Origin of the sequence: Streptomyces sp. NPDC006529, from assembly GCF_040611795.1 — a bacterium.
In the GTDB taxonomy this organism is placed as follows: domain Bacteria; phylum Actinomycetota; class Actinomycetes; order Streptomycetales; family Streptomycetaceae; genus Streptomyces.
This window is the reverse complement of the sequence record NZ_JBEXPB010000023.1, coordinates 1-25086: the sequence shown is the minus strand read 5'-3', so window position 1 is coordinate 25086 and position 25086 is coordinate 1. Positions and strand designations below refer to the sequence as shown.

General features: G+C 73.0%; 24 protein-coding genes. 13 read left to right on the top strand and 11 right to left on the bottom strand.

Annotation, left to right across the window (positions count from 1 at the left end):
* Positions 1-6 precede the first annotated feature (6 nt).
* The gene (locus ABZY31_RS17725; RefSeq protein WP_356411066.1) at positions 7-1083 is read right to left on the bottom strand and encodes a Zn-dependent alcohol dehydrogenase; all 1077 of its coding nucleotides are present in this window, start codon (positions 1081-1083) and stop codon (positions 7-9) included.
* A 63-nt stretch (positions 1084-1146) separates the two neighbouring features.
* Entirely contained in the window at positions 1147-2001 is an 855-nt protein-coding gene (locus tag ABZY31_RS17720) for a MaoC/PaaZ C-terminal domain-containing protein (protein WP_356411063.1), read from the bottom strand.
* Between the two features lie 265 nt (positions 2002-2266).
* Here ABZY31_RS17720 and ABZY31_RS17715 point away from each other — a divergent pair, with 265 nt between their 5' ends.
* Complete coding sequence (locus tag ABZY31_RS17715) at positions 2267-2641, top strand: DNA-binding response regulator (protein WP_356411256.1); 375 nt, start codon at positions 2267-2269, stop codon at positions 2639-2641.
* 80 nt (positions 2642-2721) lie between these two features.
* Here ABZY31_RS17715 and ABZY31_RS17710 read toward each other — a convergent pair whose 3' ends face one another.
* The 3 genes from ABZY31_RS17710 to ABZY31_RS17700 form a co-directional block, all read right to left on the bottom strand.
* Positions 2722-3912: a lipid-transfer protein gene (locus ABZY31_RS17710; RefSeq protein WP_356411060.1), complete on the bottom strand. Its 1191-nt coding sequence runs from the start codon at positions 3910-3912 to the stop codon at positions 2722-2724.
* Between the two features lie 16 nt (positions 3913-3928).
* The gene (locus tag ABZY31_RS17705) at positions 3929-6061 is read right to left on the bottom strand and encodes an acyl-CoA dehydrogenase family protein (protein WP_356411058.1); all 2133 of its coding nucleotides are present in this window, start codon (positions 6059-6061) and stop codon (positions 3929-3931) included.
* A gap of 101 nt (positions 6062-6162) precedes the next feature.
* Positions 6163-8097 carry a serine/threonine-protein kinase gene (locus tag ABZY31_RS17700; RefSeq protein WP_356411056.1) on the bottom strand — a complete coding sequence of 645 codons (1935 nt, stop codon included), beginning with the start codon at positions 8095-8097 and terminating at the stop codon, positions 6163-6165.
* A gap of 122 nt (positions 8098-8219) precedes the next feature.
* Between ABZY31_RS17700 and ABZY31_RS17695 the strand changes: the two genes are divergently transcribed.
* Positions 8220-10544, top strand: a complete 2325-nt coding sequence (locus tag ABZY31_RS17695) for a bifunctional serine/threonine protein kinase/MFS transporter (RefSeq protein WP_356411054.1) — start codon at positions 8220-8222, stop codon at positions 10542-10544.
* Between the two features lie 19 nt (positions 10545-10563).
* On the opposite strand, the gene ABZY31_RS17690 is transcribed toward ABZY31_RS17695, so the two are convergent.
* The gene (locus ABZY31_RS17690) at positions 10564-10824 is read right to left on the bottom strand and encodes a DUF397 domain-containing protein (protein WP_356411051.1); all 261 of its coding nucleotides are present in this window, start codon (positions 10822-10824) and stop codon (positions 10564-10566) included.
* A complete protein-coding gene (locus ABZY31_RS17685) occupies positions 10784-11632 on the bottom strand; it encodes a helix-turn-helix transcriptional regulator (RefSeq protein ID WP_356411048.1) in 849 nt (282 codons plus the stop codon). The genes ABZY31_RS17690 and ABZY31_RS17685 overlap by 41 nt, the downstream gene beginning before the upstream one ends.
* A gap of 134 nt (positions 11633-11766) precedes the next feature.
* On the opposite strand from ABZY31_RS17685, the gene ABZY31_RS17680 reads away from it, so the two are divergent.
* The 9 genes from ABZY31_RS17680 to ABZY31_RS17640 all read left to right on the top strand — a co-directional run bounded on the left by ABZY31_RS17680 (position 11767) and on the right by ABZY31_RS17640 (position 19682).
* Entirely contained in the window at positions 11767-12180 is a 414-nt protein-coding gene (locus ABZY31_RS17680; RefSeq protein ID WP_356411253.1) for an ATP-binding protein, read from the top strand.
* 62 nt (positions 12181-12242) lie between these two features.
* Positions 12243-12884 carry a class I SAM-dependent methyltransferase gene (locus ABZY31_RS17675; protein ID WP_356411045.1) on the top strand — a complete coding sequence of 214 codons (642 nt, stop codon included), beginning with the start codon at positions 12243-12245 and terminating at the stop codon, positions 12882-12884.
* 104 nt (positions 12885-12988) lie between these two features.
* A complete protein-coding gene (locus ABZY31_RS17670) occupies positions 12989-13993 on the top strand; it encodes an N-acetylmuramoyl-L-alanine amidase (RefSeq protein WP_356411042.1) in 1005 nt (334 codons plus the stop codon).
* 174 nt (positions 13994-14167) lie between these two features.
* On the top strand, positions 14168-15022 hold the full coding sequence (locus ABZY31_RS17665; protein WP_356411039.1) for a hypothetical protein: 855 nt from the start codon (positions 14168-14170) through the stop codon (positions 15020-15022).
* A 116-nt stretch (positions 15023-15138) separates the two neighbouring features.
* Positions 15139-16149, top strand: coding sequence for an LLM class F420-dependent oxidoreductase (locus ABZY31_RS17660; protein ID WP_356411036.1), 1011 nt, complete (start codon positions 15139-15141; stop codon positions 16147-16149).
* A 143-nt stretch (positions 16150-16292) separates the two neighbouring features.
* The gene (locus ABZY31_RS17655) at positions 16293-16856 is read left to right on the top strand and encodes a hypothetical protein (RefSeq protein WP_356411033.1); all 564 of its coding nucleotides are present in this window, start codon (positions 16293-16295) and stop codon (positions 16854-16856) included.
* Positions 16857-16933: 77 nt separating this feature from the next.
* Entirely contained in the window at positions 16934-17833 is a 900-nt protein-coding gene (locus ABZY31_RS17650; protein WP_356411031.1) for a DUF4097 family beta strand repeat-containing protein, read from the top strand.
* Between the two features lie 95 nt (positions 17834-17928).
* On the top strand, positions 17929-18909 hold the full coding sequence (locus ABZY31_RS17645; protein WP_356411028.1) for an ATP-binding cassette domain-containing protein: 981 nt from the start codon (positions 17929-17931) through the stop codon (positions 18907-18909).
* Positions 18906-19682, top strand: coding sequence for an ABC transporter permease (locus ABZY31_RS17640; RefSeq protein ID WP_356411025.1), 777 nt, complete (start codon positions 18906-18908; stop codon positions 19680-19682). Before ABZY31_RS17645 ends, ABZY31_RS17640 begins: the two co-directional genes overlap by 4 nt.
* An 80-nt stretch (positions 19683-19762) precedes the next feature.
* Here the strand turns inward: ABZY31_RS17640 and ABZY31_RS17635 are convergent, their stop codons facing one another.
* Positions 19763-20404, bottom strand: a complete 642-nt coding sequence (locus ABZY31_RS17635; RefSeq protein ID WP_356411250.1) for a hypothetical protein — start codon at positions 20402-20404, stop codon at positions 19763-19765.
* A gap of 141 nt (positions 20405-20545) precedes the next feature.
* Here ABZY31_RS17635 and ABZY31_RS17630 point away from each other — a divergent pair, with 141 nt between their 5' ends.
* Positions 20546-20836 carry a hypothetical protein gene (locus ABZY31_RS17630; RefSeq protein ID WP_356411022.1) on the top strand — a complete coding sequence of 97 codons (291 nt, stop codon included), beginning with the start codon at positions 20546-20548 and terminating at the stop codon, positions 20834-20836.
* Positions 20837-20869: 33 nt separating this feature from the next.
* Here the strand turns inward: ABZY31_RS17630 and ABZY31_RS17625 are convergent, their stop codons facing one another.
* The 3 genes from ABZY31_RS17625 to ABZY31_RS17615 all read right to left on the bottom strand — a co-directional run bounded on the left by ABZY31_RS17625 (position 20870) and on the right by ABZY31_RS17615 (position 24076).
* Positions 20870-21949: a prenyltransferase gene (locus ABZY31_RS17625; protein ID WP_356411020.1), complete on the bottom strand. Its 1080-nt coding sequence runs from the start codon at positions 21947-21949 to the stop codon at positions 20870-20872.
* Positions 21946-22680, bottom strand: coding sequence for a class I SAM-dependent methyltransferase (locus tag ABZY31_RS17620; RefSeq protein ID WP_330330181.1), 735 nt, complete (start codon positions 22678-22680; stop codon positions 21946-21948). Before ABZY31_RS17620 ends, ABZY31_RS17625 begins: the two co-directional genes overlap by 4 nt.
* Positions 22681-22768: 88 nt before the next feature.
* Positions 22769-24076 carry a glycosyltransferase family 4 protein gene (locus ABZY31_RS17615; protein ID WP_356411018.1) on the bottom strand — a complete coding sequence of 436 codons (1308 nt, stop codon included), beginning with the start codon at positions 24074-24076 and terminating at the stop codon, positions 22769-22771.
* 228 nt (positions 24077-24304) lie between these two features.
* Between ABZY31_RS17615 and ABZY31_RS17610 the strand changes: the two genes are divergently transcribed.
* Positions 24305-24943, top strand: coding sequence for a TetR family transcriptional regulator (locus ABZY31_RS17610; RefSeq protein ID WP_356411016.1), 639 nt, complete (start codon positions 24305-24307; stop codon positions 24941-24943).
* Positions 24944-25086: the final 143 nt, after the last annotated feature.

Here is a 25086-nt window from a genome sequence, read left to right as displayed (position 1 = left end):
CAGGGGTCAGAGTTCGATGCAGGTGCGCAGGGCGACGCCGGTGCGCATCTGGTCGAGCGCGTCGTTGATCTCGGCGAGCCGCACCCGGTGGGTGATCAGGCCCGCCAGGTCCACCCGCCCGGCCCGCCACAGGCCGATGGTCCGCTCGTAGGACCGCAGGACGTCCCCGCCGCCGTACATCGAGGGCAGGATCTTCTTCTCGTCGAAGAACAGCGAGAACATGTTGATGGAGTAGTTGTCGTCGAGCGCGCCCGCGCCGACCACCACGACCGAGCCGCCGCGCCGGGTCATCTCGTAGGCCGTCTGCGTGGTCTGGGACTTGCCGACCACCTCGAAGACGTAGTCGAAGCCCTCACCGGCGGTGATCCGGTTCTTGGCGTCGCCGAAGGCCTCCGGGGCGACCGCCTCGGTCGCCCCGAACCGCAGGGCCGCCTCGCGCCGCGACGCGACCGGGTCCACGGCGACGATCTGCGCCGCGCCCTGCACCTTGGCGCCCTGGATGACGGAGATGCCGACGCCGCCGCAGCCGATGACGGCGACCGAGGCACCGGCTTCCACCTTGGCCGTGTTGATGGCCGCGCCGAGCCCGGTGGTCACCCCGCAGCCGATCAGGGCGGCGATGTCGAAGGGCACGTCGTCGGGGATCGGTACCGCGCAGCCCGCCGGGACCACCATCTCCTCGGCGAAGGTGCCGGTCCCGGCGAAGCCGAAGATGTCGCTGTCGCCGCGCCGGAAGTTGGGGGTGGCGACGTTGCCGAACGCCTCCAGGCACAGGTGCCCCTGGCCGCGGCGGCAGGACGGGCAGTGCCCGCAGGGCGGCAGCCAGCAGACCAGCACCCGGTCACCGATCCGGTGGCTGGTGACCCCGTCGCCGACGTCCACGATCTCGCCGGAGCCCTCGTGACCGGGGATGAAGGGGGCGGGCTGCGGCAGCACCCCGCTCATCGCGGAGAGGTCGGAGTGGCACAGGCCGGTGGCCCGGATGCGGACCTTGACCTTGCCGGGGCCGAAGCCCACGGCTTCCATGTCCTCGACGACTTCGAGCTTGTCCTGGCCTATCTGGCTCTGGAGTGCTGCGCGCACGGTGCGGCTCCTCTGCTGGAGGTACGGGTGGTGTCGCTCGTACGGTCGTGACGCGTACGGTCGTTACGCGTGCTCGACCACGGTGTCCGCGAGGACCGGCGCGTCGTCCCGCTCCGCCGCGGTCACCGAGACCAGGACGCGGCCGGGCTCCCGCCACATCCGGATGCGGAGCGTCTCGCCCGGGAAGACGATCCCGGCGAAGCGGGTGCGGTAGGCGCGCACCCGCGTCACGTCCCCGTCGAGGACCGTGTCGACCACGGCCTTCAGCGTCATGCCGTACGAGCACAGCCCGTGCAGGATCGGCCGGTCGAAGCCGGCCAGCTTGGCGAACTCGGGGTCGGCGTGCAGCGGGTTCCAGTCGCCGGAGAGGCGGTAGAGCAGCGCCTGCTCCTCGCGGACCGGCCGCTCCTCCACCCGGTCGGGGGCGCGCTCGGGCGCCTCGCCGCGGACGGAGGGCCCGCGGTCGCCGCCGAAGCCGCCCTCGCCGCGGACGAAGATCTGCGCGTCGCTGGTCCACAGCGGGCCGTCGGCGTCGGCGACCTCGGAGCGCAGCACGATGACGGCCGCCTTCCCCTTGTCGTACACGGCGGCGACCCTGGAGGTGGAGGTGGCCCGCCCTTTCACGGGGATGGGCCGGTGCAGCTCGATGGAGTGCCCGCCGTGCAGGACGGCGGCGAGGTCGACCTGGATGCCGGGGGCGGCGAGGCCGCCGAGCATGGCCATGCCCGCGCCCGCGACGGTCGCGAAACTGGGCAGGACGTGCAGCTTGGATTCCAGGGTGTAGCGCAGCTCGTCGGGGTCGGTGGCCGGGAGGCCGGCGCCGAGGCCGAGGTGGTAGAGCTGGATGTCCTTGTGGTCCCAGGCGATCTCCCCCACGCGGGGGTCGGCGGCGAGGGCCTTCGCGGCATCGATCGGCATTGAGGATGCTGCTCCTTGTTCGTCGTTCCACACCGTGGACGGCAGTGGAAGACCTCGGTGCGACCGTCCGCACCGTCGGCCGCACCGAGGTCGTATGCGGGTCGGCCCCGCCGCAGTAGAACGCGTTCTAGGACCGATGAAGGAATGTATAACGCACGTCCCAGTACTTGGGAAGACTCCTGACCGCGCGTCAGTTTCCGCTTTGGCCGGGTGTGTTCCCCGCGCCGGGGAGCAGCGGGGGGACTACCCTGCCCCCGTGAACGAAATGCCCCGGGAGCACCGGACCGCCAAGTCCCTGCGGGTCCTGCTGGTCCCCGCGGACCCGGCGCTGGCCCTGCGGCTGGGCCTGCGGCCGGACATCGAGGTGGTGTCCTCGACGACGGCCCGCCCGGCGGTGGCGCTGGTGGACACGCCGGACGCGGTGGCCGCCGTACACGAGGAGGACCCGGAGTGCCGGGTCCTGGTCGTCACGGGCTCGGCCCGCCCCGGCCTCCTGGACGCGGCCCTGGCGGCAGGCGCCGCGGGCCTCATCCCCCGCGACCTCCCGGACGAATCCCTGGCAGAAGCCCTCCGCCGCACCGCCACAGGCGAAACGGTCATCGACCCTGCACTGCGAAATCCCACCCCGCCCGACGCTTGAGGGCGCCCTTCCGCCTTCCAGCCCCGCCCGGGGGCCCCTCCCAGCGGTAGCTGGGGGAGATTGAGGCGCCCCCGGAGGGCCTACGACCTGCGGAGCATCGTCACCACGGCAGCCCCCCCGAGCCCAATGTTGTGCGCCAGCCCAACCCGCGCCCCCGGCACCTGCCGCGCCCCGGCAGACCCCCTCAACTGCCACACCAACTCCGCGGCTTGCGCCAGCCCAGTGGCCCCCAGCGGATGCCCCTTCGAGATCAGCCCCCCGGACGGGTTCACCACCCACCGCCCCCCGTACGTCGTCGCCCCGCTCTCCACCAGCTTCCCGGACGCCCCGTCCGCGCACATGCCCAGCGCCTCGTAGGTCAGCAGCTCGTTCACCGAGAAGCAGTCGTGCAGCTCGATGACGTCCACGTCCTCGATCCCGAGCCCCGACCGCTCGTACACCTGCCGGGCCGCCGCCGCCGTCATCGGCTTGCCGACCACGTCGATGCACGACCCCGACGCGAAGGACTCGCCGGTGTCCGTGGTCATCGCCTGCGCCACGATCTCCACGGCCTGCTCCCCCAGCCCGTGCGCCTCCACGAACCGCTCCGAGACGACCAGCGCGGCCGCCGCCCCGTCCGAGGTCGGCGAGCACTGGAGCTTGGTCAGCGGCCGGTGGATGGTCTTGGCCGCCAGGATCTCCCCGACCGTGTAGACGTCCTGGAACTGCGCGTTCGGGTTGTTCGCCGAGTGCCGGTGGTTCTTCTCGCCCACCGCCGCCAGCTGCGCCTCGGTGGTCCCGTACCGCTCCATGTGCTCGCGCGCCGCGTTCCCGAAGATCTGCGCGGTCGGCGGGGTCATCTCGAAGCCGTGCGCGGCGGACATGATCCCGTAGTGCCGGGCCACCGGAGAGGTCTTGAAGTCGCCCCCGTCGGCCCCGCCGCCCAGCGCGCCCCTCTTCATCTTCTCGAAGCCCAGCGCGAGCACGCAGTCGTTCAGGCCGCCCTCGACGAACTGCCGGGCCAGCATCAGCGCGGTCGAACCGGTCGCGCAGTTGTTGTTGACGTTGTAGACGGGCACCCCGCTCAGGCCCAGTTCGTACGCGGCCCGCTGGCCGGCGGTGGAGGCCTGGAAGCAGTACCCCACCGGCACCTGCTCGACCAGGCCGTAGTCCACGCCCGCGTCGGCCAGCGCCGCGCTCCCGGCTTCCTTCGCCATGTCCCAGTACTGCCAGTCCCGCGACTCCGGCTTTTCGAACTTCGTCATGCCGACGCCCACGATGTACGACTTCATCTGACGCAACGCCCCTTCAGTCCCTGGGAAGGCCGAGAATGCGCTCGGCCACGACATTGAGCTGGACCTGCGTGGTGCCCCCGGCGATGGTCAGGCAGCGCGACATGAGCATCCCGTGCACCGCCCGCGCGCCCGCCCCCTCGCGGACCGCGCCCGCCGGTCCCAGCAGTTCGAGGGTCAGCTCGGCGGTCCGCTGCTGGTGCGGGGTCTGGACGAGCTTGCGCACGGAGGCACCCGCGCCCGGCTCCAGCCCGGACACCTGCTGGAGGGTGGTGCGCAGCCCGATGCAGGCCAGGGCGTGGGCCTCGGCGGCGAGCGCACCGATCCGGGCCCGGCCCGCGCCGTCGAGGTCGGCGCAGCGGGCGATCAGTGCTTCGAGGCCGCTGTCGAAGGTCATCTGGTCGGCCATGTGGACGCGTTCGTTGCCGAGGGTGTTGCGGGCGACCTTCCAGCCGCCGTCGGCCGCGCCGACCAGCGCGTCGGCGGGCAGCTCGACGTCGTCGAAGTACACCTCGTTGAAGAGGGCGTCCCCGGTGATCTCCTTCAGGGGGCGCACGTCGATCCCGCGCGCCGCCTTCATGTCGACGACGAAGTACCCGAGCCCCTTGTGCTTGGGCGCGTCCGGGTCGGTGCGGGCCAGCAGGATCCCGAAGTCGGCGCTGTGCGCGGAACTCGTCCACACCTTCTGTCCGTTGACCTTCCAGGTCCCCCGCGCCGTCCGCTCCGCCCGGGTCCGCAGCGAGGCGAGGTCGGAGCCCGCGTCCGGCTCGGAGAAGAGCTGGCACCAGGTGACGTCCCCGCGCAGGGTCGGCGGCAGGTAGCGGTCCCGCTGCTCGGGGGTCCCGTAGGCCAGCAGGGAGGGCACGACCCAGGTGGCGATGCCGAGGTCGGCGACCTTGATCCCGGCCGCCCTCAGCTCCTGCTGGACGACGAGCTGCTCGACCGGGCCTGCGCCGAGGCCGTAGGGCAAGGGCAGGTGGGGAGCGGCGTAGCCGGTGGGGGCGAGCACCCGGCGGGCGGCGGCCGGGTCGAGGCCGCGCGCCGGCGCGAGGGCGGTCCGGGCCCGCTCGCGGTGCCGCTCGGCCTCGGCCGGGAGCTCCAGGCGCAGTTCGCGCCGGGCCCCGCCCGCCGCGAGCCGCACGGCCCGCACCCGGTGGCCGTCGCCGGAACCGAGCAGCTGGCGCGCGACCAGGGCGCGCCGCAGGTAGATGTGGGCGTCGTGCTCCCAGGTGAAGCCGATGCCGCCGAGCACCTGGATGCAGTCCTTGGCGCAGCTGTAGGCGGCGTCCAGGGCCGTCCCGGCGGCCAGCGCGGCGGCCAGCGAGCGGACGTCGGGGTCCTCGTCCATCGCCTGGGCGGCGTCCCAGGCGAGCGCCCGCGCCTGTTCGAGGCGGACCAGCATGTCGGCGCACAGGTGCTTGATCCCCTGGAACTGCCCGATCGGCCGCCCGAACTGCTCGCGCACCTTGGCGTGTTCGGCGGCCGTGTGCAGCGCCCAGGCGGCGGTGCCGCAGGCGTCGGCGGCGAAGAGCGCGCAGGCCGCGTCCCGGACGAGGGCCGCGTCCAGTGCCAGCACCCGCCCCGGCGGTACGGAGACCCCCCGCGCCCGCACCTCGGCGGTCGGCCGGGTCGGGTCGGCGCTCTCGTGGGTGCGGATGTCGAGCGCGGCGGCGTCCACCGCGAACCACAGGGTGCCGTGCGCGGCCTCGGCGGCCAGCACGACGAGGTCGGCGCCGCCCGCCCCGAGCACCGGGGGCGCGGTCCCGTCGAGCAGGTGGCCGCCGCCCTCGACGGCCACGGCGGTCAGCGTCCCGGCTTCCAGGGCCACGGCCCCGGTCCGCCCCTCCAGCGGCTCGGCCCCGGCCCGCTGCAGGAGTACGGACGCCAGCGCGCTCGGCAGGTACGGCCCGGGCAGGGCCGCCCGGGCGGCCTCCTCGACGACGACGGCGAGGTCGAGCAGGGTGCCGCCCTCCAGGTGCGGCGCGAGCAGCCCGGAGGCGGCGAGCGCGTCCCAGTAGAGGGGGCGTCCCGCGGCCTGCGGGGCGGTGTCGAGCAGCTTGCGCACTTCCTCGGGCGGCACGGCGCGCGCCGCCCAGCCGCGCATCGCGTCGGCCAACTCCCGTTGTTCCTGCGTGATTCCGATGCCCATGCGCGGCAGAGTAGAACACGTTCCATTCTGACGGAAGGTCAGAAGTGAAACGTGTTCTTCCTCCGCGACGGCCACCCGGACGGCCACCCGGGTCCGCCGGATCAGGAGCGCTGGTAGTAGTACCCCTCACCGTGTGAGGGGCCCACGTTGTGCTGGATCCCGGACGGATCGCTGCGGGTGAAGAACGACGGGTCCAGGGGCTGGCAGAAGCTGCCGGTGGACTTGCTCTTGTCCACCGCCGCCGTGCCGACGTTGATCCGGGCCCCGCCGGAGCCCACCGAGACCACCTTGGCGATGTACTCGCAGTGGCCCATGCTCGCGTCGCTGATCAGCCGGACCGCCCCGGAGCGCGCGATGACCACCGTCTCCGGCTGGCCGATGTTGAACTGCCCCGCGTAGTTCCATGAGCCCGCGAAGTACGAGGGGACCGCGTCACCGGCGGAACCCCCGCCGCTCGGCGCGCCGGAGCCGCCAGGGGTCGCGCCCGAGCCGCCCGGGACCCCGCCGCCCGCCCCGCCCGCGCCGGCGGCCGCCCCGGAGCCCTTGGCCGGATCGCTCCCCGTACCGCCGGCCCCGCCCGGGATGCCCGAGCCGCCGCCCGGCGTCCCCGCCCCCGCGCCGCCCGGCGCGGCCGCACCACCCGCGCCGCCCGCCGCCGCGGCCCCGCCGCCCTGGGCCTGCCCCGGCACGGAAGGACTCGGCGAACCGGACGCACCCGGGCTCGGCGAGCCCTGCGCCGCCGGAGGCGCGCCCACCGCGCCGCCGGACGTCACCGGAGCGCTCGCGGCCGGGGGCGAGGCCTTCGCGGCGTCCCCGCCGCCACTGCCGAAGGGCTGGATCAGCGCCACCGTCCCGCCGCCGACCGTGAACACCAGCACCGCCGGCACCGCGACCGTCCACCGGCGCTTCCCGCGCCGCTCCCCCGCGGCGGTGGCGCCCCCGGCCACCGGCGCGACCAGCGGTCCGGCCCCCGGATCACCGGCCGCACCCGCCGCGCCCCCGGCCCCGCCCTTCGCCCCCAGGTCCAGCGTCGCCCGGTCGACGAGAGCCGCGGCCTCCGGCGCCGCGCCCTCGCGCCGGGGCTCCGCCTCGGCGTCGAGCAGCCGCGCCGCCTGGCCGGCCAGCCGCGCCACCACCTTGGGCGGCAGCCACGCCCCGCCGAGCTCGGTCGGCCGGACCCGCTCGGGGTCCGCCAGCAGGGCGTCCACCCCGGGCCGTTCCCCGATGTCCTTGACCAGGCAGCGGGCGATGAACGCGCGCAGCGCCTCGTCCCCGACCTTCTCCAGGTCCGGCTCGCCCTCCACGATCTGGAACATCACCGCGTGCTGGTTGCTCGCGCCGTGCCCGAAGGGCAGCGCGCCCGTGGCCGCGTACATCAGCACGCAGCCGAGGGTGAACACGTCGCTCTTCGCCCCGGCGCGCTGCCCGCGGACCTGCTCGGGCGACATGAAACCGGGCGAGCCGACGGCCATGCCGGTGCTGGTGAGGAGCGACTCGACGGAGGTCTCCAGCGCGCGCGAGATGCCGAAGTCGATGACGCGGGCGCCCTCGACGGTCAGCATCACGTTCGACGGCTTGAGGTCGCGGTGCACGATCCCGGCGGCGTGGATGTCCTGGAGCGCGCGCAGCAGCCCGTCGGCCAGGGCGTGTACGGAGTCCACCGGCAGCGGGCCGAAGCGGCGCACGATCTGCTCCAGCGAGAGCCCGGGCACGTACCCCGTGGCCACCCACGGCAGGTCGGCGTCGGGGTCCGCGTCGAGCACGGGCGCCGTGTACCGCTCGCCGACCTTTCGCGCGGCGTCGATCTCGCGCCGGAAGCGGGCCCGGAACTGCGCGTCCGACACCAGTTCCTCGTGCACCACCTTCACCGCGACCGTCCGCCCGCCCTCGGACCGGGCCAGGAACACCCGCCCCATGCCCCCGGCCCCCAGCCGCCCGAGCAGCAGGTACGGCCCGATCCGGCTCGGGTCCCCGGCCGCGAGCGGCTTTATGCCCCCCTCGACGTTGTCGTCGTCACTGCGCGCACCGCTGCTCATGCTGCCCGTCCCCCGCTGGTCCTTGTGGTCATGCCGGTCGAACCCGCCACAGAATAGGGGGATTTGAATGCAGGACGAAGACAAGGCCGCTGCCCGCCGACGGCCTCCGCTAGATTCCTGGCGTGGACTCGCTCACCCCCGAAGACCCGACGCACATCGGCCCCTACCGCCTGATCGCCCGCCTGGGCGCCGGCGGCATGGGCCTGGTCTACCTCGGCCGCTCCGACGTCGGCCGCACGGTCGCCGTCAAGGTCGTGCAGGCCGAGTACGCCGCCCACCCCGAATTCCGCAGGCGCTTCGCCCGCGAGGTGGCGGCGGCCCGCCGGGTGGGCGGCAGCTGGACCGCGGACGTCCTGGACGCCGACACGGACGCCGACGTGACGGTGCCGTGGGTGGCCACGCAGTACATCGCCGGGCCCGACCTGACCCGGGTCGTCGCCCGGGACTTCGGCCCGCTGCCCGAGCAGTCCGTCCGCGTGCTCGCCAACCGGCTGTCCCTCGCGCTGGAGGCCGTGCACGCCGCGGGGCTGATCCACCGCGACCTCAAGCCGTCCAACGTCCTGGTGACCGTCGACGGCCCCCGCGTCATCGACTTCGGCATCGCCCGCGCCATGGACAGCCTGAGCGGCGACAGCCTGCACACCCGCACCGGCATGCTCATCGGCTCGCCCGGCTTCATGTCGCCGGAACAGGTCCGCGGTCTGTCCCTCACCCCGGCCAGCGACGTCTTCTGCCTCGGCGCCGTCCTCGTCTACGCCGCCACCGGACGCCTCCTCTTCGGCGCCACCGGCACCGGCCTGAACGCGCACCTCTTCCGGATCGCCGAGGAGGAGCCCGACCTCACGGGCGTACCGGAATCGCTCCTCGATCTGGTGCGCGCCTGCCTGGAGAAGGACCCCGCCCTACGGCCCACCCCGGCCCAGGTCGCCGAGCGCACCGCCGGGGACGGACCCGGCGTCTGGCTGCCCGGCGAGGTGCTGGCCCAACTGGGACGGCACGCGGCCCAGCTGCTGGACTACGTCCCGGCGGCCCGGCCGCAGCCGCCCGCTCCCGCCCCGGCCGCCGCTCCCCCTGCCGCTCCCGCGCGCGCCGAGACCCCCACTCCCACCACCGCGGACCCCGCCCCAGCGCCCTCGCCCCGCCGCGGCCGGCAGCTGGCCGTACTCGCCCTGGCCCAGCTGGCGGTGCTGCTCGGGGTGGGAGACGCGGAGTCCTTCCGCGCGGGGTTGGTCGCTCCGGACTTCGTCCTCTTCTGCGCGGTCCCCTTCGCGGCGCTGCTGCTCCTCGGCGGCCACGTCGTCGACCGCTTCGGCGGAAAACGGACCCTCATCACGGGCCTGGCCGGGTTCGCGGCGGCCTCCGCCCTCGGCAGCGCGGTCGGCTCCTTCGCCCCCGAGCCGCTGCTCCTGGCCCGCTTCGTCCAGGGCGCTTCCGGCGCCCTGGTGACCGCGGCGGCGCTGACCCTGCTCGGCACCGGTTTCCCCGACGCGAGAGAACGGGCCAGGGCGTTGGGGATCTACGCCACGGTCGGCGTCGCCGGGCCGGTGCTCGGTCTGCTCCTGATCGGGTGGACGAACTGGGGACCGATCCTGGGGATCGTCACGCTCCTCGCCCTGATCGCCCTGGCCGGCACCCGCGTCCTGCCGCACGACCGCCCGGAGCGCCCCGGCCGCTTCGACCTGCCGGGCGTCCTGCTCGGCGCCCTCGGTATCGGCGGCGTCGTCGTCGGCTCCCTGGGGGTGTCGCAGAGCTGGAGCGAGCCCGCCGAGATCTGGGGCGATCCCGTGGTCTTCGGGCCGCTCGCCGGGGGCGTCGTCCTTTTCCTGGCCTTCCTGGGGTGGCAGCGCGGCGCCTCGGCCCCGCTCCTGCCGCCGTACGTCCTTGCGGACCGGGGCCGGCTCGTCGGCTTCCTCGCGATGCTCCTCAGCGGGGCCGCCCTGCCGTCCCTGGCCGGGCTGCTGCGGCAGACCATCGGCTACTCCACGGCTGCCACCGCTCTGGCCATGCTGCCCGTGCTGGCTGGCCTCGTCCTCGGCTCCACGCTGGTCGCGCCCCGCCTGCTGAGCCGCGACATAGCACCGCGGGTCCTCGTCGTGACGGGCCTGCTGGTCACCTCGCTCGGCGTGGCGATGCCCGTCTTCCTGATCGAGGGCGGTGGCGGATACCCGGCCCTGCTCCCCTTCATGGCCCTCGCGGGCCTGGGCATCGGGCTGGCCTTCGTGCCGGTCCTGGCCACCGCGACGGCCACTGTCCTTCCGCAGCACGCGGGCGCGGCCTCGGCCGTGGCCATCACGGCGCAGGTCGTGGGCGTGGGGATCGGCACGGCGCTGGTCAACAGCCTGCGCATCATGCCCTGGTGGGCGGTCGGCTGCCTGCTCCTCGCGGCCCTGATCGCCCAGCTGACGGCGCCGTCCACGGCCCCGGCCGCGACTCCTCGTCACGGCTAGGGCCGCTCCGGCCGCGCGGTCAGAGACCGCGCACGAACTCCGCGAAGGCGGCGGGGCTCACGGTGAAGGCGGGCAGCTCGGGGTTCTTGGAGTCCCGCACGGCGATCCGGTGGGGCTGCGCGGCGACCTCGACGCAGTCGCCACCGGTGTCGCCGCTGTACGAGGACTTCTGCCAATCAGCTCCGCCAAGGGGTGCGCACTCGACGCAGTTGCCTCCGGTGTCGCCGCTGAACGAGGACTTACGCCATCGCGCGCCCGACAGGTTCTGGATGGTGTCCATAGCGTTCCTCCATTACACGGGCGATCCGCGCCGCCGATTCCTCCACGGAGAGGGCGGCGGCCTGCAAGTGATCGTAACGGAGCGAACCCTCCCTGAGGGCTTGTGGATTGGCCGTCATGTGCCCCTGTACGAAGTCTTCCGTGTAGACGATGTCCGGGTCATCGTCGAACCGCAGAAGAGTGAACTCACCCAACAACCCGGCATGGGCGCCAGCCTCGAAGGGGAGGATCTGCACTTTCACCCACTCCCGCTCCTCCAACGCCAACAAGTGGCCGAGTTGCTTCCGCATGACCTCCCGGCCGCCGATCTCCTGGTGCAGCACGGCCTCGCTCATCACCACCCACATCGGTGGCGGGTTCTCGCGCTGGAGGAGCCGCTGCCGGTCCATCCGCGCTTCGACCTTCGCGTCGAGTCCCTTGGCGGTCCGCACGCCCAGCACGGCCCGCGCGTACTCGGGTGTCTGCAGCAGCCCGTAGACCACCTGCGCCTGGAACGACGAGATGAACGCGGCCCTCGCCTCCATCTCGGCGAAGGCCTGGAACCACACCGGGAGTTGGCTCCGCAGCACCAGCCCCACCAGCCGGGAGAACATCCCGTCCGTGCCCAGCGCCGCGTCCACCCGCTCCGAGAAGTCCCTGGTCGGGACCTTGTGCGCCGTTTCGATCTGCCCGATGAGGGAGCCCGTGCAGAAGATGATGCTGCCGAGCGCCTGCTGTTTCAGTCCGGCTTCCTGCCGTACGCGGCGCAGCTCGGCGCCGTAGTAGTCCAGCGGAGAGGCGCTGGGATCCAGATCGCGGATGTTGACCATGAGCGGTCACCCCCAAGTACACGCCGCGAGGCGTTCGTTTCGGTCCGTAGCCGAGCGTAGTCAGTTCGCTCCACTCTGGTGCCGTGAATCACGTAACTGACTTCTCCGCCGCCGAAGTTGACGGGACCTACCGGATGGGCTTCACCGTGGGTGAGCACTCCGTCCGGCACATGCGGCGGATCCTGCGGATGCTGCTGGGCCGCTGGGAGCTGGCGTCGCTGTCCGAGGCGGCCGAGCTGGCGCTGACCGAGCTGGTCGCGAACGTCGTCCGGCACGTGCCGGGGCGCGGCTGCGCGGTGGTGATCCTGCTGCGGCCGCAGGGGCTGCGGGTGGAAGTGGCGGACGGCTCCCCTTCTCCCCCGCGTCCGGATCCCGGCCCGGACCCGCTGGCCGACGGCGGGCGGGGGCTGCTGCTGGTCGAGGCGGTCACGGACCGCTGGGGCGCCGAGGTGGGCGCGTCCGGCAAGACGGTGTGGTTCGAGTGCGACCGGCCCGGCCTCCGCGAGGCCGCGCGCGGGACCCGGCCGTGGCGTCCTACCGGGCGGTAGGGCAGCATGGGCCGCCACCCGCCCCGCGGCCCCGCACGCGCAGCACCACCTGGAGGAACACCATGGCCAGCCCCAAGCCGGAGACCCTCGCCGCCTTCGAGGCGGCCAAGGGGTTCATGCCCGTACGGGAAGGGCTCGCGCTCCACGAGGCGGCCACGGCGGCCGCCGCGCTCGGGCTGCCGCTGCTGGAGGTGGGCACGTACTGCGGGCGTTCCACGATCCTGCTCGCCGACGCGGCCCGCGAGGCCGGGCTGTGCGCGATCACCGTGGACCACCACCGGGGCAGCGAGGAGCAGCAGCCGGGCTGGGAGTACCACGACCCGACGGTCGTGGACCCGGAGGTCGGGCTCATGGACACCCTGCCCACCTTCCGCCGGACCCTGCACAAGGCGGGCCTGGAGGAGCACGTGATCGCGGTCGTCGGGCGGTCGCCGAAGGTCGCGGCGGCCTGGGGCGGCCCGCTGGGCCTGGTCTTCATCGACGGCGGGCACACCGACGAGCACGCCACCGGGGACTACGAGGGCTGGGCCCCGCACCTCGCGCCCGGCGGGACCCTGGTCATCCACGACGTCTTCCCGGACCCGGCGGACGGCGGGCAGGCGCCGTACCGGATCTACCTGCGGGCGCTGGCCTCCGGGGCCTTCGAGGAGGTCTCGGTGACGGACTCCCTGCGCGTGCTGCGCCGCACCGGCACCGGCATCTGACCTGCGCGGACGGGGGGCGCGGGGACTCCATCCGGGCGTGCGCCCGGCCCTCGGACGGGTCAGGGTCCGGACGCGGGGCGGGCCCGGGGTCTAGCATCGCCGACGTGCCGTACGACGACAGTGCCCCGCAGCCCGAGTCCGCTTCTTCGGTCAGCCCCGACCGGCCGTGGTTCACGCGCCGTTCCACGCTGGCCGTGGCGGTCGCCGCCCTCGCACCGATCTGCCTCGCCGGGTGGGTGCTGGTGGAGGTGACGACCGGGGCGGGCGCCGACGACGGCCGGCCCCCGGCCGCGGCGCGTCCGCCGGCCGCCCCGCCGTCCTCCCAGGCGCGCGCCCAGGGCAGCGCCTCCGCCCCGGCCGGCGCCTCCCCTTCTGCGTCCGCTTCCGCTTCGACGTCCGCTTCCGCGAGCGGGTCCCCGGCGGCTCCCGGCAAGGGGCCGGTCGCCGGACGGGTCGTGGTCATCGACCCCGGGCACAACGCGGGCAACTTCAAGCACACGGGCGAGATCGACAAGCAGGTCGACATCGGCACCACCCGCAAGGAGTGCGACACCACCGGCACGACGACCAACGCCGGGTACCTGGAAGCCGACTTCAGCCTCGACGTCTCGCGGCGGCTGAGCGCGATCCTGCAAGCCCAGGGCATCAAGGTGGTGTTCACCCACCAGGCCGACCGGCCGTTCGGCCCGTGCATCGACGAGCGGGCCCGGATCGGCAACGCGGCGAACGCGGACGCGGTGGTCTCGGTCCACGCCGACGGCGTCTCCTCCGGCAACCGCGGCTTCCACGTGATCCTCCCGGCGAAGGTCAAGGGCGGCGCCGCGGACACCGCGAAGATCGTGGGTCCGTCGAAGGAGCTGGGCGAGCGGATCGCCGGGAACTTCACCCGGACGACCGGCTCCGCCCCCTCCAACTACGTGGGCGGCGGTACGGGCCTGGTCGTCCGCGACGACCTCGGCGGCCTCAACCTCTCCACCCGCCCCAAGGTGTTCATCGAATGCGGCAACATGCGCGACGCCAAGGACGCGGCGCTGCTGACCAGTCCGGAGTGGCGGGAGAAGGCGGCTCAGGGCATCGCCAACGGCATCGTCGGCTTCCTGGGCGGGTAACGGTCGGGTAGAGGAGGGGCCCGGGTACGGCCCCTGACCTCTCGGACGCGCGAAACGTCCGTACGATGGTGCCCGCCCGCCCCGCACCCGCGTCCGCACGCGGACCGCGGACCGCGGCACCGTCGGCACCACGAGACGACGAGACGACCGAGACCGAGAAGGACACACATCCAAGTGAACATCCGCTCCCTCACTCGAGGCGACGGCGTGGTGATCGGAGCAGCGGTGCTGCTGTTCATCGCCTCGTTCCTCAACTTCTACTCCGTCGACTGTTCCGGGCTCGCGGCCTGCGAGGCCCGCATCCCGAACGCGTGGGACACGGAACGGCTGAACATCGTCCTCCCGTCGATCTTCCTGACCGGCATCGCCGCCGCCGCGCTGATCATCACCACCCGGCTGCTGCCGTCGGGCCGCAAGGTCGCCGGGCAGGGCCTGGAGGTCTGGGGCACCGGCCTCGCCGTCGCCGCCGCGTGGTCCGCGCTGTGGGCGCTGATCGTCAGCCCGCCCGGAGCCGGCCTGGGCGCGGGTTCCGTGATCGCGTTCCTGGCGACCTTCGCGCTCGCCGGTGTCGCCATCGCCGGTACGAAGATCCCCGCGCTCGCGGGCCCGCTGGTGCCGGAGCCGAAGCCGCAGGCCGCGGCTCCGTACGGCGGCCAGCCGCAGCCGGGCGCCGGGTACGGCTACCCGGGCGGCCAGCAGCCCGCGCCGTACGGCACGACCCCGCAGCCCGCGCCGCCGTACTCCGGTCACGGCGGCCCGGCGCCCGCCCCGGGGCCGCAGGCTCCGCAGGACGCGCAGCCGCAGGCCGCGGGGCCCGCGCAGGGCGGCGAGTTCACCCCGTTCTGGTTCGCGGTGCCGGTGGCCCGCCCGCTCTTCGGCGAGGACGGTTCGCCGAGCCCGATCGCCGAACTGGCCCCGGGTACCTGGTACCTGGCGGTGGAGCAGCGCGGTCCGTCCACCCTGGTGGCCCAGACCCAGGACGGCCGCCGCGGCGTGCTGAACGACACCTCGGGCATCCAGCGCGGCTGAGCGCCCGGACACCCGTACGGCCGACGGCCCCCCGCCCTTCCGGGCGGGGGGCCGTCGGTCTACTCTCTCCTGACGTTACTGACGCCCCGTCAGATCTGGCTCCGGGAGGACCGTACATGCGCCTCGGACTCGCACTCGGCTACTGGGGCCGCGGCCCCAACCCGGCCCACCTGGACCTCGCGCGCGAGGCCGAGAACCTGGGCTACGACTCCGTCTGGACCGCCGAAGCCTGGGGTTCGGACGCCTTCACCCCGCTGACCTGGATCGCCGCGCACACCAGCCGGATCCGGCTCGGCACCGCCATCGCGCAGATGGCCGCCCGCACCCCCACGGCCACCGCCATGCACGCGCTCACCCTGGACCACCTCTCGGGCGGCCGGATGATGCTCGGCCTCGGCCTGTCGGGGCCGCAGGTGGTCGAGGGCTGGTACGGCCGCCCCTTCCCCGCAAGCCCGCTGACGGCCACCCGCGAGTACGTCGACGTCATCCGCCAGGTGCTGCGCCGCGAGGCGCCGGTCGCGCTCGACGGCCGCTTCCACAGCCACCCGTACCGCGGCGCCGACGGCACGGGCCTCGGCAAGCCGCTGCGCCCCATCACCCACCCCCTGCGGGCGGACCTCCCCCTCCTGCTGGGCGCCGAGGGCCCGAAGAACATCGCGCAGACGACCCGGATCGCGGACGGCTGGCTCCCCCTGTACTGGTCCCCCACCCGCAGGGACGTCTACCAGGCCTCCCTGACGGACCTCCCCCCGAACTTCATGATCGCGCCGATGGCCCGCGCCCACGTCTGCGACGACGTCGCGGAGGGCCTCCTCCCGGTCAAGGCCATGCTCGGCTTCTACATCGGCGGCATGGGCCACGCGGCCCGCAACTTCCACGCGGACCTGATGGCGCGCATGGGTTACGAGGAGGAGGCCCACCGCATCCAGTCCCTCTTCCTGGCGGGCCGCAAACAGGAAGCGGTCCTGGCCGTCCCGGACGCCTTCGCGGACGAGATCTCCCTGATAGGCCCCCGCGCCCGCATAGCGGAACGCCTGACCGAATGGCGCAAGGGCCCGGTGACCGACCTCCTCGTCACGGCCCCGGACCTCCCCACCCTCCGCACTCTGGCGGACCTGAACACCTGACCCCGAGGCACACACCCACCCACCCCGGAGGCACACACCCAGAACCCCCGCCGGAGCCACATGGCACCACGCCCCGCCAAAGTGGCACCACATTGGCGCCATAAACACTGGCAATGGCGCCACCCATGTGCCATTCTTAAGCCATGGACCTCACGCCCTACGTCGACCACCTCAGAAACGAACTGGCATCCGCCGCAGAGGCCGGCGGCCCGGAATCCCGCGCCCTGGCCGACCGCCTCACGGCCCCCCTGGAGTCGGCGGCCAGACTGACCCTCCTGAACGCCTTGTCCGCCGCCATGGGCGAGGTGACCCAGGACCTCGCCCCCGGCTCGGTCGACGTACGGCTCCGCGGCCTCGACCCCGAGTTCGTCGTCACCGCCCCGCCGGCCGCAGAGCCCTTCGCGTACGGCGACCCCACCGCCCCGCACCTCACCCAAGCCGTCCCCCCGGCCGCACCCCCCGCCCCCACGACCCCGCCCCCCGAAGGGGACGACGGCGGCACGGCCCGCATCAACTTCCGCCTCCCCGCGCACCTGAAGAACCGCGTCGAGGACGCCGCCGGCCAAGAGGGCCTCTCGGTCAACGCCTGGCTGGTCCGGGCCGTCGCGGCGGCCCTGGAGCCGACCACCCGCCCCGCCCCCGCCACCGCGGCCCCCACCTCGGGCCGCTCCCGCGGCCCCCAGGGCTTCACGGGCTGGGTCCGCTAACCACCCACACCGCACCCCCACACCCACACAGCCCCACCCACACCTTCCGCTCCACGAGCCAAGAGGACGGCACAGCCATGTCTCAGCCCCAGACCTCCCACAACGCCCAGACCTCCCACCACTCCGAGACGGCCGACATCTCCGAGACCTTCAAGACCCCCGACCCCATCTCCGCCACCGTCGAGTTCGACCTCGGCACCCTCCGCGTCACCACCTCCCCCCGCACCGACACCGTCGTCGACGTCCGGCCGAGCAACCCGGGCGCGGAGGCGGACGTCCGGGCCGCCCAGCAGACCAAGGTCAGCTACGCGGCGGGCCGGCTCCTCGTCAAGGGCCCGCGCAAGCGCTCCCTGTTCGGCCGCAGCGGATCGCTGGACATCACCCTCGCCCTGCCCGCCGGATCCGACCTCCGCGGCGACTCCCCCATGGCGGACTTCCTCTGCTCCGGACCGCTCGGGCAGGCCCGGATCAAGACCTCCCTCGGCGACATCCGCATCGAGGAGGCGTCCGCCGTACTCCTCTCCACGGGCCACGGCACGACGCACGTCGAAACCGTCACCGGCAACGCCGAACTGTCCGGCTCGGGCCGGATCCACGCCGAACGCATCGGCGGCGCCGCGATCGTCAAGAACTCCAACGGCGACATCGTCGTCGGCGAGATCCAGGGCGATCTGAAGGCCACCACGTCCAACGGCTCCGTCAGCGTCGGCACCGCGCACGCCGGCGTCGAGGCCAAGTCCGCCAACGGCCACATCGAGGTCGGCGAAGTGGCCCGCGGCCAGGTCGCGCTCCAGACCGCCGCGGGGAACATCTCGGTCGGCATCGCCCCCTCCACCGCCGCCTGGCTGGACGTGAACACCCGCGTCGGCAGCGTGCGCAACACCCTCACCACCACCGACGGCCCGGCCGCGACCGACGAGACCGTCGAGGTCCGCGCCCGCAGCGGGGCCGGGAACATCGACGTCCACCGCGCCTGAGCCACCACCGCCCACGCCACCACCAGCCGCAGCAGCCACCAGCCCCAGCAGTCCCAGCACAGCCCGGCCCCACCACCCAGAGGAGAGAACGCCCCATGACCACAGCCGTCGCGACAGCGACCGGGTCCACCGCCGTCACCTCACCCGCGATCAGCGTCACCGGCCTCACCAAGTCCTACGGCGACAAGAAGGTCCTGGACGGCATGGACCTACGCGTCGCCCCCGGCACCGTCTTCGCCCTGCTCGGACCCAACGGCGCGGGCAAGACCACCACCGTGCAGATCCTCACCACCCTCATCCCGGCCGACTCGGGCGAGGTCCGCGTCGGGGGCCACGACCTGGCCCGCGCAGCCGCCGCCATCCGCACCGTCATCGGCGTCACCGGCCAGTTCTCGGCGGTGGACAACCTCCTCACCGCCGAGGAGAACCTGATCCTGATGGCGGACCTGCTCCACCTCGGCCGCCGGGAAGGCCGCCGCCGCACCGCCGACCTGCTGAGCCGCTTCGACCTCACCGAGGCCGCCCGCAAGCCCGTCTCCACCTTCTCCGGCGGCATGCGGCGCAAGCTCGACCTCGCGATGACCCTGGTCGGCGACCCGCGCGTGATCTTCCTGGACGAACCGACCACCGGACTCGACCCGCGCAGCCGCCGCACCATGTGGGAGATCATCCGGAACCTGGTCAGCGAACAGGGCGTCACGATCTTCCTCACCACCCAGTATCTGGAGGAGGCCGACCAACTCGCCGACCGGATCGCCGTCCTGGACCACGGGAAGCTGGTCGCCGAGGGCACCGCAGAGGAACTGAAGCGACGCATACCCGGGAGCCACATCCGCCTGCGGTTCGCGACCCTCCCCGAACTGGACGCCGCCGAGGCCCTGTTCGCCTGCCTCGCCGTCGACCGCGAGGCGCTCACCCTGGACCTCCCCGGCGACGGCAGCCCGGACACGCTGCGAGCCGTCCTGGACATCCTGGAGCACGCCTCGGTCCCCGCCGAGGAGCTGTCCGTCCACACCCCCGACCTCGATGACGTATTCCTCACCCTCACCGGCCCGAAGCGGGAGAACGCGCGATGACCACCCTGGCCCATTCCGTCGGCGACTCGGCGACGATGCTGCGGCGCAACCTGCGCCACGCCCTGCGCTACCCGTCGATGACCATCTCCGTCGCGGTCATGCCGGTGATGATGCTGCTGCTGTTCAACTACGTCTTCGGCGGCGCCCTCGGCACCGGCACCGGCTCGGAGCACTACATCGACTACATCGCCCCGGGCGTCATCCTGATGTCCGCGACCGCCGGGGCCGTGGCCACGGCCGTCGGGGTCAGCGTCGACATGACCGAAGGCATCGTCAACCGCTTCCGTACGATGCCGATATCCAGGGCCTCGTTCCTGACCGGTCACGTCGTGGGCGGGGTCATCCAGACCCTGATCAGCGTCGCGCTGGTGACCGGCATAGCCCTGCTCATGGGCTTCCGGCCCTCCGCCACCCCCGTCGAGTGGCTGGCCGTGGCCGGGCTGCTGACCGGGCTCGTGCTGGGCCTCACCTGGCTGGCCGCCGCCATGGGTCTGGTCGCCAAGACCCCCGAGACCGCCAGCAACATGCCGATGCCGCTCCAGTTCCTGCCGCTTCTCGGCAGCGCGATCGTCCCGGCGGACTCGATGCCGGCCGGCCTGCGCTGGTTCGCCGAGTACCAGCCCTTCACCCCGGTCATCGAGACCCTGCGCGGGCTGCTGATGGGCACCGGGATCGGGAACAACGGGATCATGGCCCTCGCCTGGTGCGTGGCGCTGACCCTGCTCGGCTACCTGTGGGCGCGGTCGGTCTTCAACCGCGACACGACGCGCTGATGCCGTACGCACCACGTGGTGATGACCCGCCGGTCGCCCGGCGGGTCATCACCATGTCGTGCGTCCGGGGTCCCCTGGGCTCAGCGGCTCAGCTGGGAGGCGCTCGGAACCTTGTCGGTGACCGGGGCGCCCGCGCTCTTGCCGGCGTCCTTGACCCCGTTGATCATCTGCTCGAAGGAGCTGACGTCGGCGTCGCCCGCGTCACCCTTGCGGAGCTTGCTGCCCAGCCCCTTGAGGGATTCGATGCCCGAGGTGAGCGGACCCATCGCCTTGGACAGCAGCGGGTCGCCCTTGGCGTTCTCGGACGCCGCCTTGAGCCGGTTGTAGGCGAAGGCGCCCGCGAGGCCGGCCTTCACCAGGGCGAAGGTGCGACCGCTCGCGCCCTTCTTGAACTTGCCCGCGCGGTACGGCTTGATGATCCACTGGTAGGCGGCGCCGGCCGCGAGACCGGCGTTGGCGACGAAGCGCGTCTTGGCGAACTTCTGCTTCTGCGCCTCGGTGGACGGGCTGGGCGACGGTGCGGCCTCGGCGGCCAGCAGCGCCTCCTCGGCCGGGTCGGCCGCGACCTGCTCCGCGGCGGCCGGGGCCCCGCGGACCTGGGCGTCCGTACGGCCGGCGCTCCGGTCGCCGCCGCTGCCGCAGGCGGTGGCGCCTCCGGCGATCAGGGCGGTGGACAGGATCAGCGCCGTGACGCCACGGCGGAATCGGGCGGTTCTGGGTATGGACACGGTTTCCTCCGGGAATGAGGTGTCCCCCGCAGCCTCACCCCGCCCCGCCGACTGCGCTACTCGGGGCACCCGTTCGGGTTTGGCCCCCACCGCAGCGGCAAGACGCATGACATGCCCACACACACCGGAGCCCACATGCGAGCAAGAACTCGGGGAAGCAGCTCTGTCGGTCGCGCCGTCGCGATCGTGGCCGACGTCATGGCCTTCGTGATCATCGCTTGGATCCTGCTCTACCTGCTGGACGCCAACCGGGGCAACGCCCTGGTCGACTTCGTCCACGACGCCGCCACCTGGCTGGCGACCTGGTCGTACGACCTCTTCACCTTCGACCGTGACTGGGTCCAGGTCGTCGTCGGCTACGGCATCGCCGCCGTCGCCTACCTCTTCATAGGCCACGCCCTCGCGGGCTGGCTCTCGCGCCGCTGATCCGCCGCTGATCCACCCGTCCGGGCGGATCAGCTAGCAGCAGTCGGGGTCGAGCCCGTCCGGCAGGGTGAGACCCCCGAAGACGGCCGTGGTCGGCTCGTCCCCGCCGAGCGCGGCCACGGCCAGCAGCAGGGACGCCGCCGTCCAGGTCGTCTGCTCCACCGGCCAGACCTTCTCGTCCTCGAAGACGTACCCGGTCCAGTACATGCCGTTCTCGGCCCGCAGGTGGGTGATCGAGCGCAGGATCTCCAGCGCCCGGTCGGACTCCCCCATCGCCCAGAGCGCGAGCGCGAGTTCACAGCTCTCGCCGCCCGTCACCCACGGGTTGGGCAGCACGCAGCGCACGCCCAGCCCCGGCACGACGAACTCCTCCCAGCGGCTCTCGATCCGCGCCTGCGCCTCGCTTCCGGTCAGCGCCCCGCCGAGGACCGGGTAGTACCAGTCCATCGAGTAGTGGTTCTTGTCGAGGAACCGCTCCGGGTGACGGCGCACGGCGTGCCCGAGCGCTCCCGCGGCCACCTCCCAGTCGGGCTGCGGCTCCTCACGGCACTCGGCGATCGCCAGCGCGCAGCGCAGCGCCTGGTAGATGGAGGAGGAGCCGGTCAGCAGGCCGTCGGGGACCACCGTCCCGTCCGCCTCCCGCTTCCAGCCGATCTGGCCGCCGGGCTGCTGGAGCCCGAGGACGAACTCGACGGCGGCGAAGACCACCGGCCACATCCGGTCCAGGAACGGGTCGTCGCCGGTGGCCAGGTAGTGGTGCCAGACCCCGACCGCGATGTACGCGGTGAAGTTGGACTCCTTGCTCGCGTCCTGCGGCTCCCGGGTGGCCACCCCGTCGGGCCGGTCGGCGTAGGCGGCGTACCAGGAGCCGTCCTCGTTCTGATGGGCCGCCAGCCACGCGTACGCCCGCTCCGCGGCCTCGTGCTCGCCCGCCACGTCCAGGGCCATCGCGGCCTCGGTGTGGTCCCACGGGTCGAGGTGGTGCCCGCGGAACCACGGTATGGCCCCGTCCGCGCGCTGCGCGGCGAGGATCCCGGCGACGGTCTGCGCGGCCTGCTCGGCCGTCAGTACGCCGTCCAGGACGAGGTGCTCGGTGCGCCCGGGCGAGGTCACTTGGCCGCGCCGACGGGCAGGTGGGGCTTGGTCGCGTAGGCCACGAAGCTCTTGCCGATGACCGGGTTGAGGGCCTGCTCGGCGAGCCTGGTCGCGAGCGGCTTCTTCATGATGTCCCAGACCAGGAGCTTGTGGTACGCCTTCACCGGCAGCGCCTTGTCGTTGTCCACGCCGAAGGCGCACTTGAGCCACCAGTACGGCGAGTGCAGGCCGTGCGCGTGGTGCGTGCCGTACGGCTTGAGACCGGCCTGCTCCATCTTGCCGAGCAGCTCGTCCGCCTTGTAGATGCGAATGTGGCCGCCCTCGACCTCGTGGTAGGCGTCGCTGAGCGCCCAGCAGATCTTCTCGGGGCCGTAGCGCGGGACGGTGATCGCGATGCGGCCGCCGGGCTTGAGCACCCGGACCATCTCGGCGAGCACGCCCTTGTCGTCGGGGATGTGCTCCATGACCTCGGAGATGATCACGACGTCGAAGGAGTCGTCGGGGAAGGGCAGCGCGAGCGCGTCGCCCTCCATGGCGGTGGCCGTGGCCCCGGCAGGGGCCTCTCCGGCCTCCTTCATGGCGGCGAACCACTTGGCGACCTCGCGGATCTCCTCGCCGTTGCGGTCCACGGCGACCACGTGGGCCCCGCGCCGGTAGCACTCGAAGGCGTGCCGGCCCGCGCCGCAGCCCAGATCGAGCACGCGGTCGCCCGCGGCCAGCGGGAACCTGGAGAAATCGACGGTCAGCACGCGGACCTGCCTTCGCGGTCGAGGTGTGGGGAGTTGACGGACTGCATGACGGAGTGCGGGTACAAGGGGTGCATGGCCTTCGTGAACCTCATCGACCGGCGCGCGCGGCCCGTTCGATGGCGGCCCGGTAGTGCACCACGGTGCCCTCGGCGGCTCTGGCCCAGGTGAACCGGTCCAGCACCCGCGCGCGCCCGGCGCTGCCCAGCCGGGCGCGCAGGGCGGGATCCTCCAGGAGCCGGCCCAGCGCGGCGGCCAGGGCCCCCGCGTCACCGGGCGGCACGGCCAGGCAGGTCTCGCCGTCGGCGCCGGTCACCTCGGGGATCGCCCCGCCGGTGGTGGCCACCAGCGGGGTGCCGGTGGCCATGGCCTCGGCCGCCGGGAGCGAGAAGCCTTCGTAGAGGGAGGGCACGCAGGCGACCTGGGCGCTGCGCACCAGGTCGACCAGCTCGGCGTCGGTGATGCCCTTGACGAAGCGGACGGCGTCCTGGAGCCCGTACGTCTCGATCGCCCTGGCGACCGGCCCGCGCTCGGCGCGCTTGCCGACGACCACGAGGTGCGCCCCGGGCTGCTCCGTGCGCAGCTTGGCGAGCGCTTCCACGAGGTGCACCAGGCCCTTGAGCGGTACGTCGGCACTGGAGGTGGTGACGATCCGGCCCGGGACCTCCGCGACGGAGGGGTCCGGCGACCACACGTCGGTGTCCGCGCCGATGTGCACGACGTGGATCCGGTCGCCCCGGACGCCGAGGTGGTCGGCGATCTCCTGCTGCGAGGAACCGGAGACGGTCAGGACGGTGGGCAGCCTGCGGGCGACCCGGCCCTGCATGCGGGTGAAGCCGTACCAACGGCGCACCGAGAGGCGCTTCCTGCGGCCCTTGGCGGCGGCGAGGTCGAGCCCCCGGTCCACCGTGATCGGGTGGTGGACGGTGGTCACCAGGGGGGCGCCGAGGTCGGCCAGGAGGCCGTAGCCGAGGGTCTGGTTGTCGTGGATGACGTCGAACTCGCCGCGCCGGGCCGCCAGGTGGCGGCGGGCGCGCAGCGAGAAGGTCAGCGGCTCGGGGAAGCCGCCCGTCCACATGGTCGCGACCTCCAGCGCGTCGATCCAGTCCCGGTACTCCCCGCGCTTGGGGGTGCGGAAGGGGTCGGGGTGGCGGTAGAGGTCGAGGCTGGGCAGTTCGGTGAGCGTGGCGCCGGTGTCGAGGACCGGGTAGGGCTGCGCGCCGATGACTTCGACGGAGTGCCCCAGGCGGACCAGTTCCCGCGCGAGGTGGCGGACGTAGACGCCCTGGCCACCGCAGAACGGGTTCCCCTTGTACGTGAGGAGTGCGATGCGCAACGGGCGGTCGCCGTCAGTGGCGGATCCCCTGAAAGGGCTCGTCACCATGGCCTCAGCGGTCACTCCCGGCCCCCTTCTCACTGCACTTTCGCCGGAGCGTAACCGCTCGGATAATGTAGAACAAGTTTCAGACTTGATCCGTTGAAGACCATTGAATCTACCGGCCGGAAACCACACCGTAAGAGCCGGAGCAGGTGATTCGCGCCACGGCTGCACTGCCTGCCATGCTGACCACGGAACAGCCTCGGAGCGGTGCGGATGGATATCTCGGAACGCCAGGGAACGGGACACATGACAGCGGAAGCCAAGGCCCTCGCCACGTCGGCGTCCCCGCCCCTGACGGAGCGGCAGGAGGCCCGCCGCCGCCGGATCCTGCACGCCAGCGCCCAGCTGGCCAGCCGGGGCGGGTTCGACGCGGTCCAGATGCGGGAGGTCGCCGAGGCGGCCGGTGTCGCGCTGGGCACGCTGTACCGGTACTTCCCCTCCAAGGTGCACCTCCTGGTCGCGACCATGCAGGACCAGCTCCAGCACATGCACACGACGCTGCGCAAGCGCCCTCCCGCCGCCGACACCCCGGCGGAAGCGGTCGCGGAAACCCTCATGCGCGCCTTCCGCGCCCTCCAGCGCGAACCGCACCTGGCCGACGCCATGGTCCGCGCCCTGACCTTCGCGGACCGCAGCGTGAGCCCCGAGGTGGACACGGTCTCCCGGCTGACCACGGCGATCATCCTGGACGCGATGGGCCTGGACGCCCCGCCCACGGCCGAACAGCTCTCGGCGGTCCGCGTAATCGAGCACACCTGGCACTCCGCCCTGATCACCTGGCTCTCGGGCCGCGCCTCGATCGCCCAGGTCAAGATCGACATAGAAACGGTCTGCCGCCTGATAGAACTCACGGCCCCACCGGGGTCGCCGACGTCGGTGGGCTGAGGATCGGCCGAAAGGCGCCGGGTCGCGGGTCCGCTGCCGGGGGGGGTAGGTTTCGCGCTTCGGGGTCGGGGTGGTTCCGGGGGCTGCCCGTCAGTTCCACTGTCTTCCCGTGCCGGGGCGTCCCGTCAAGAGCGCTCCCTGCG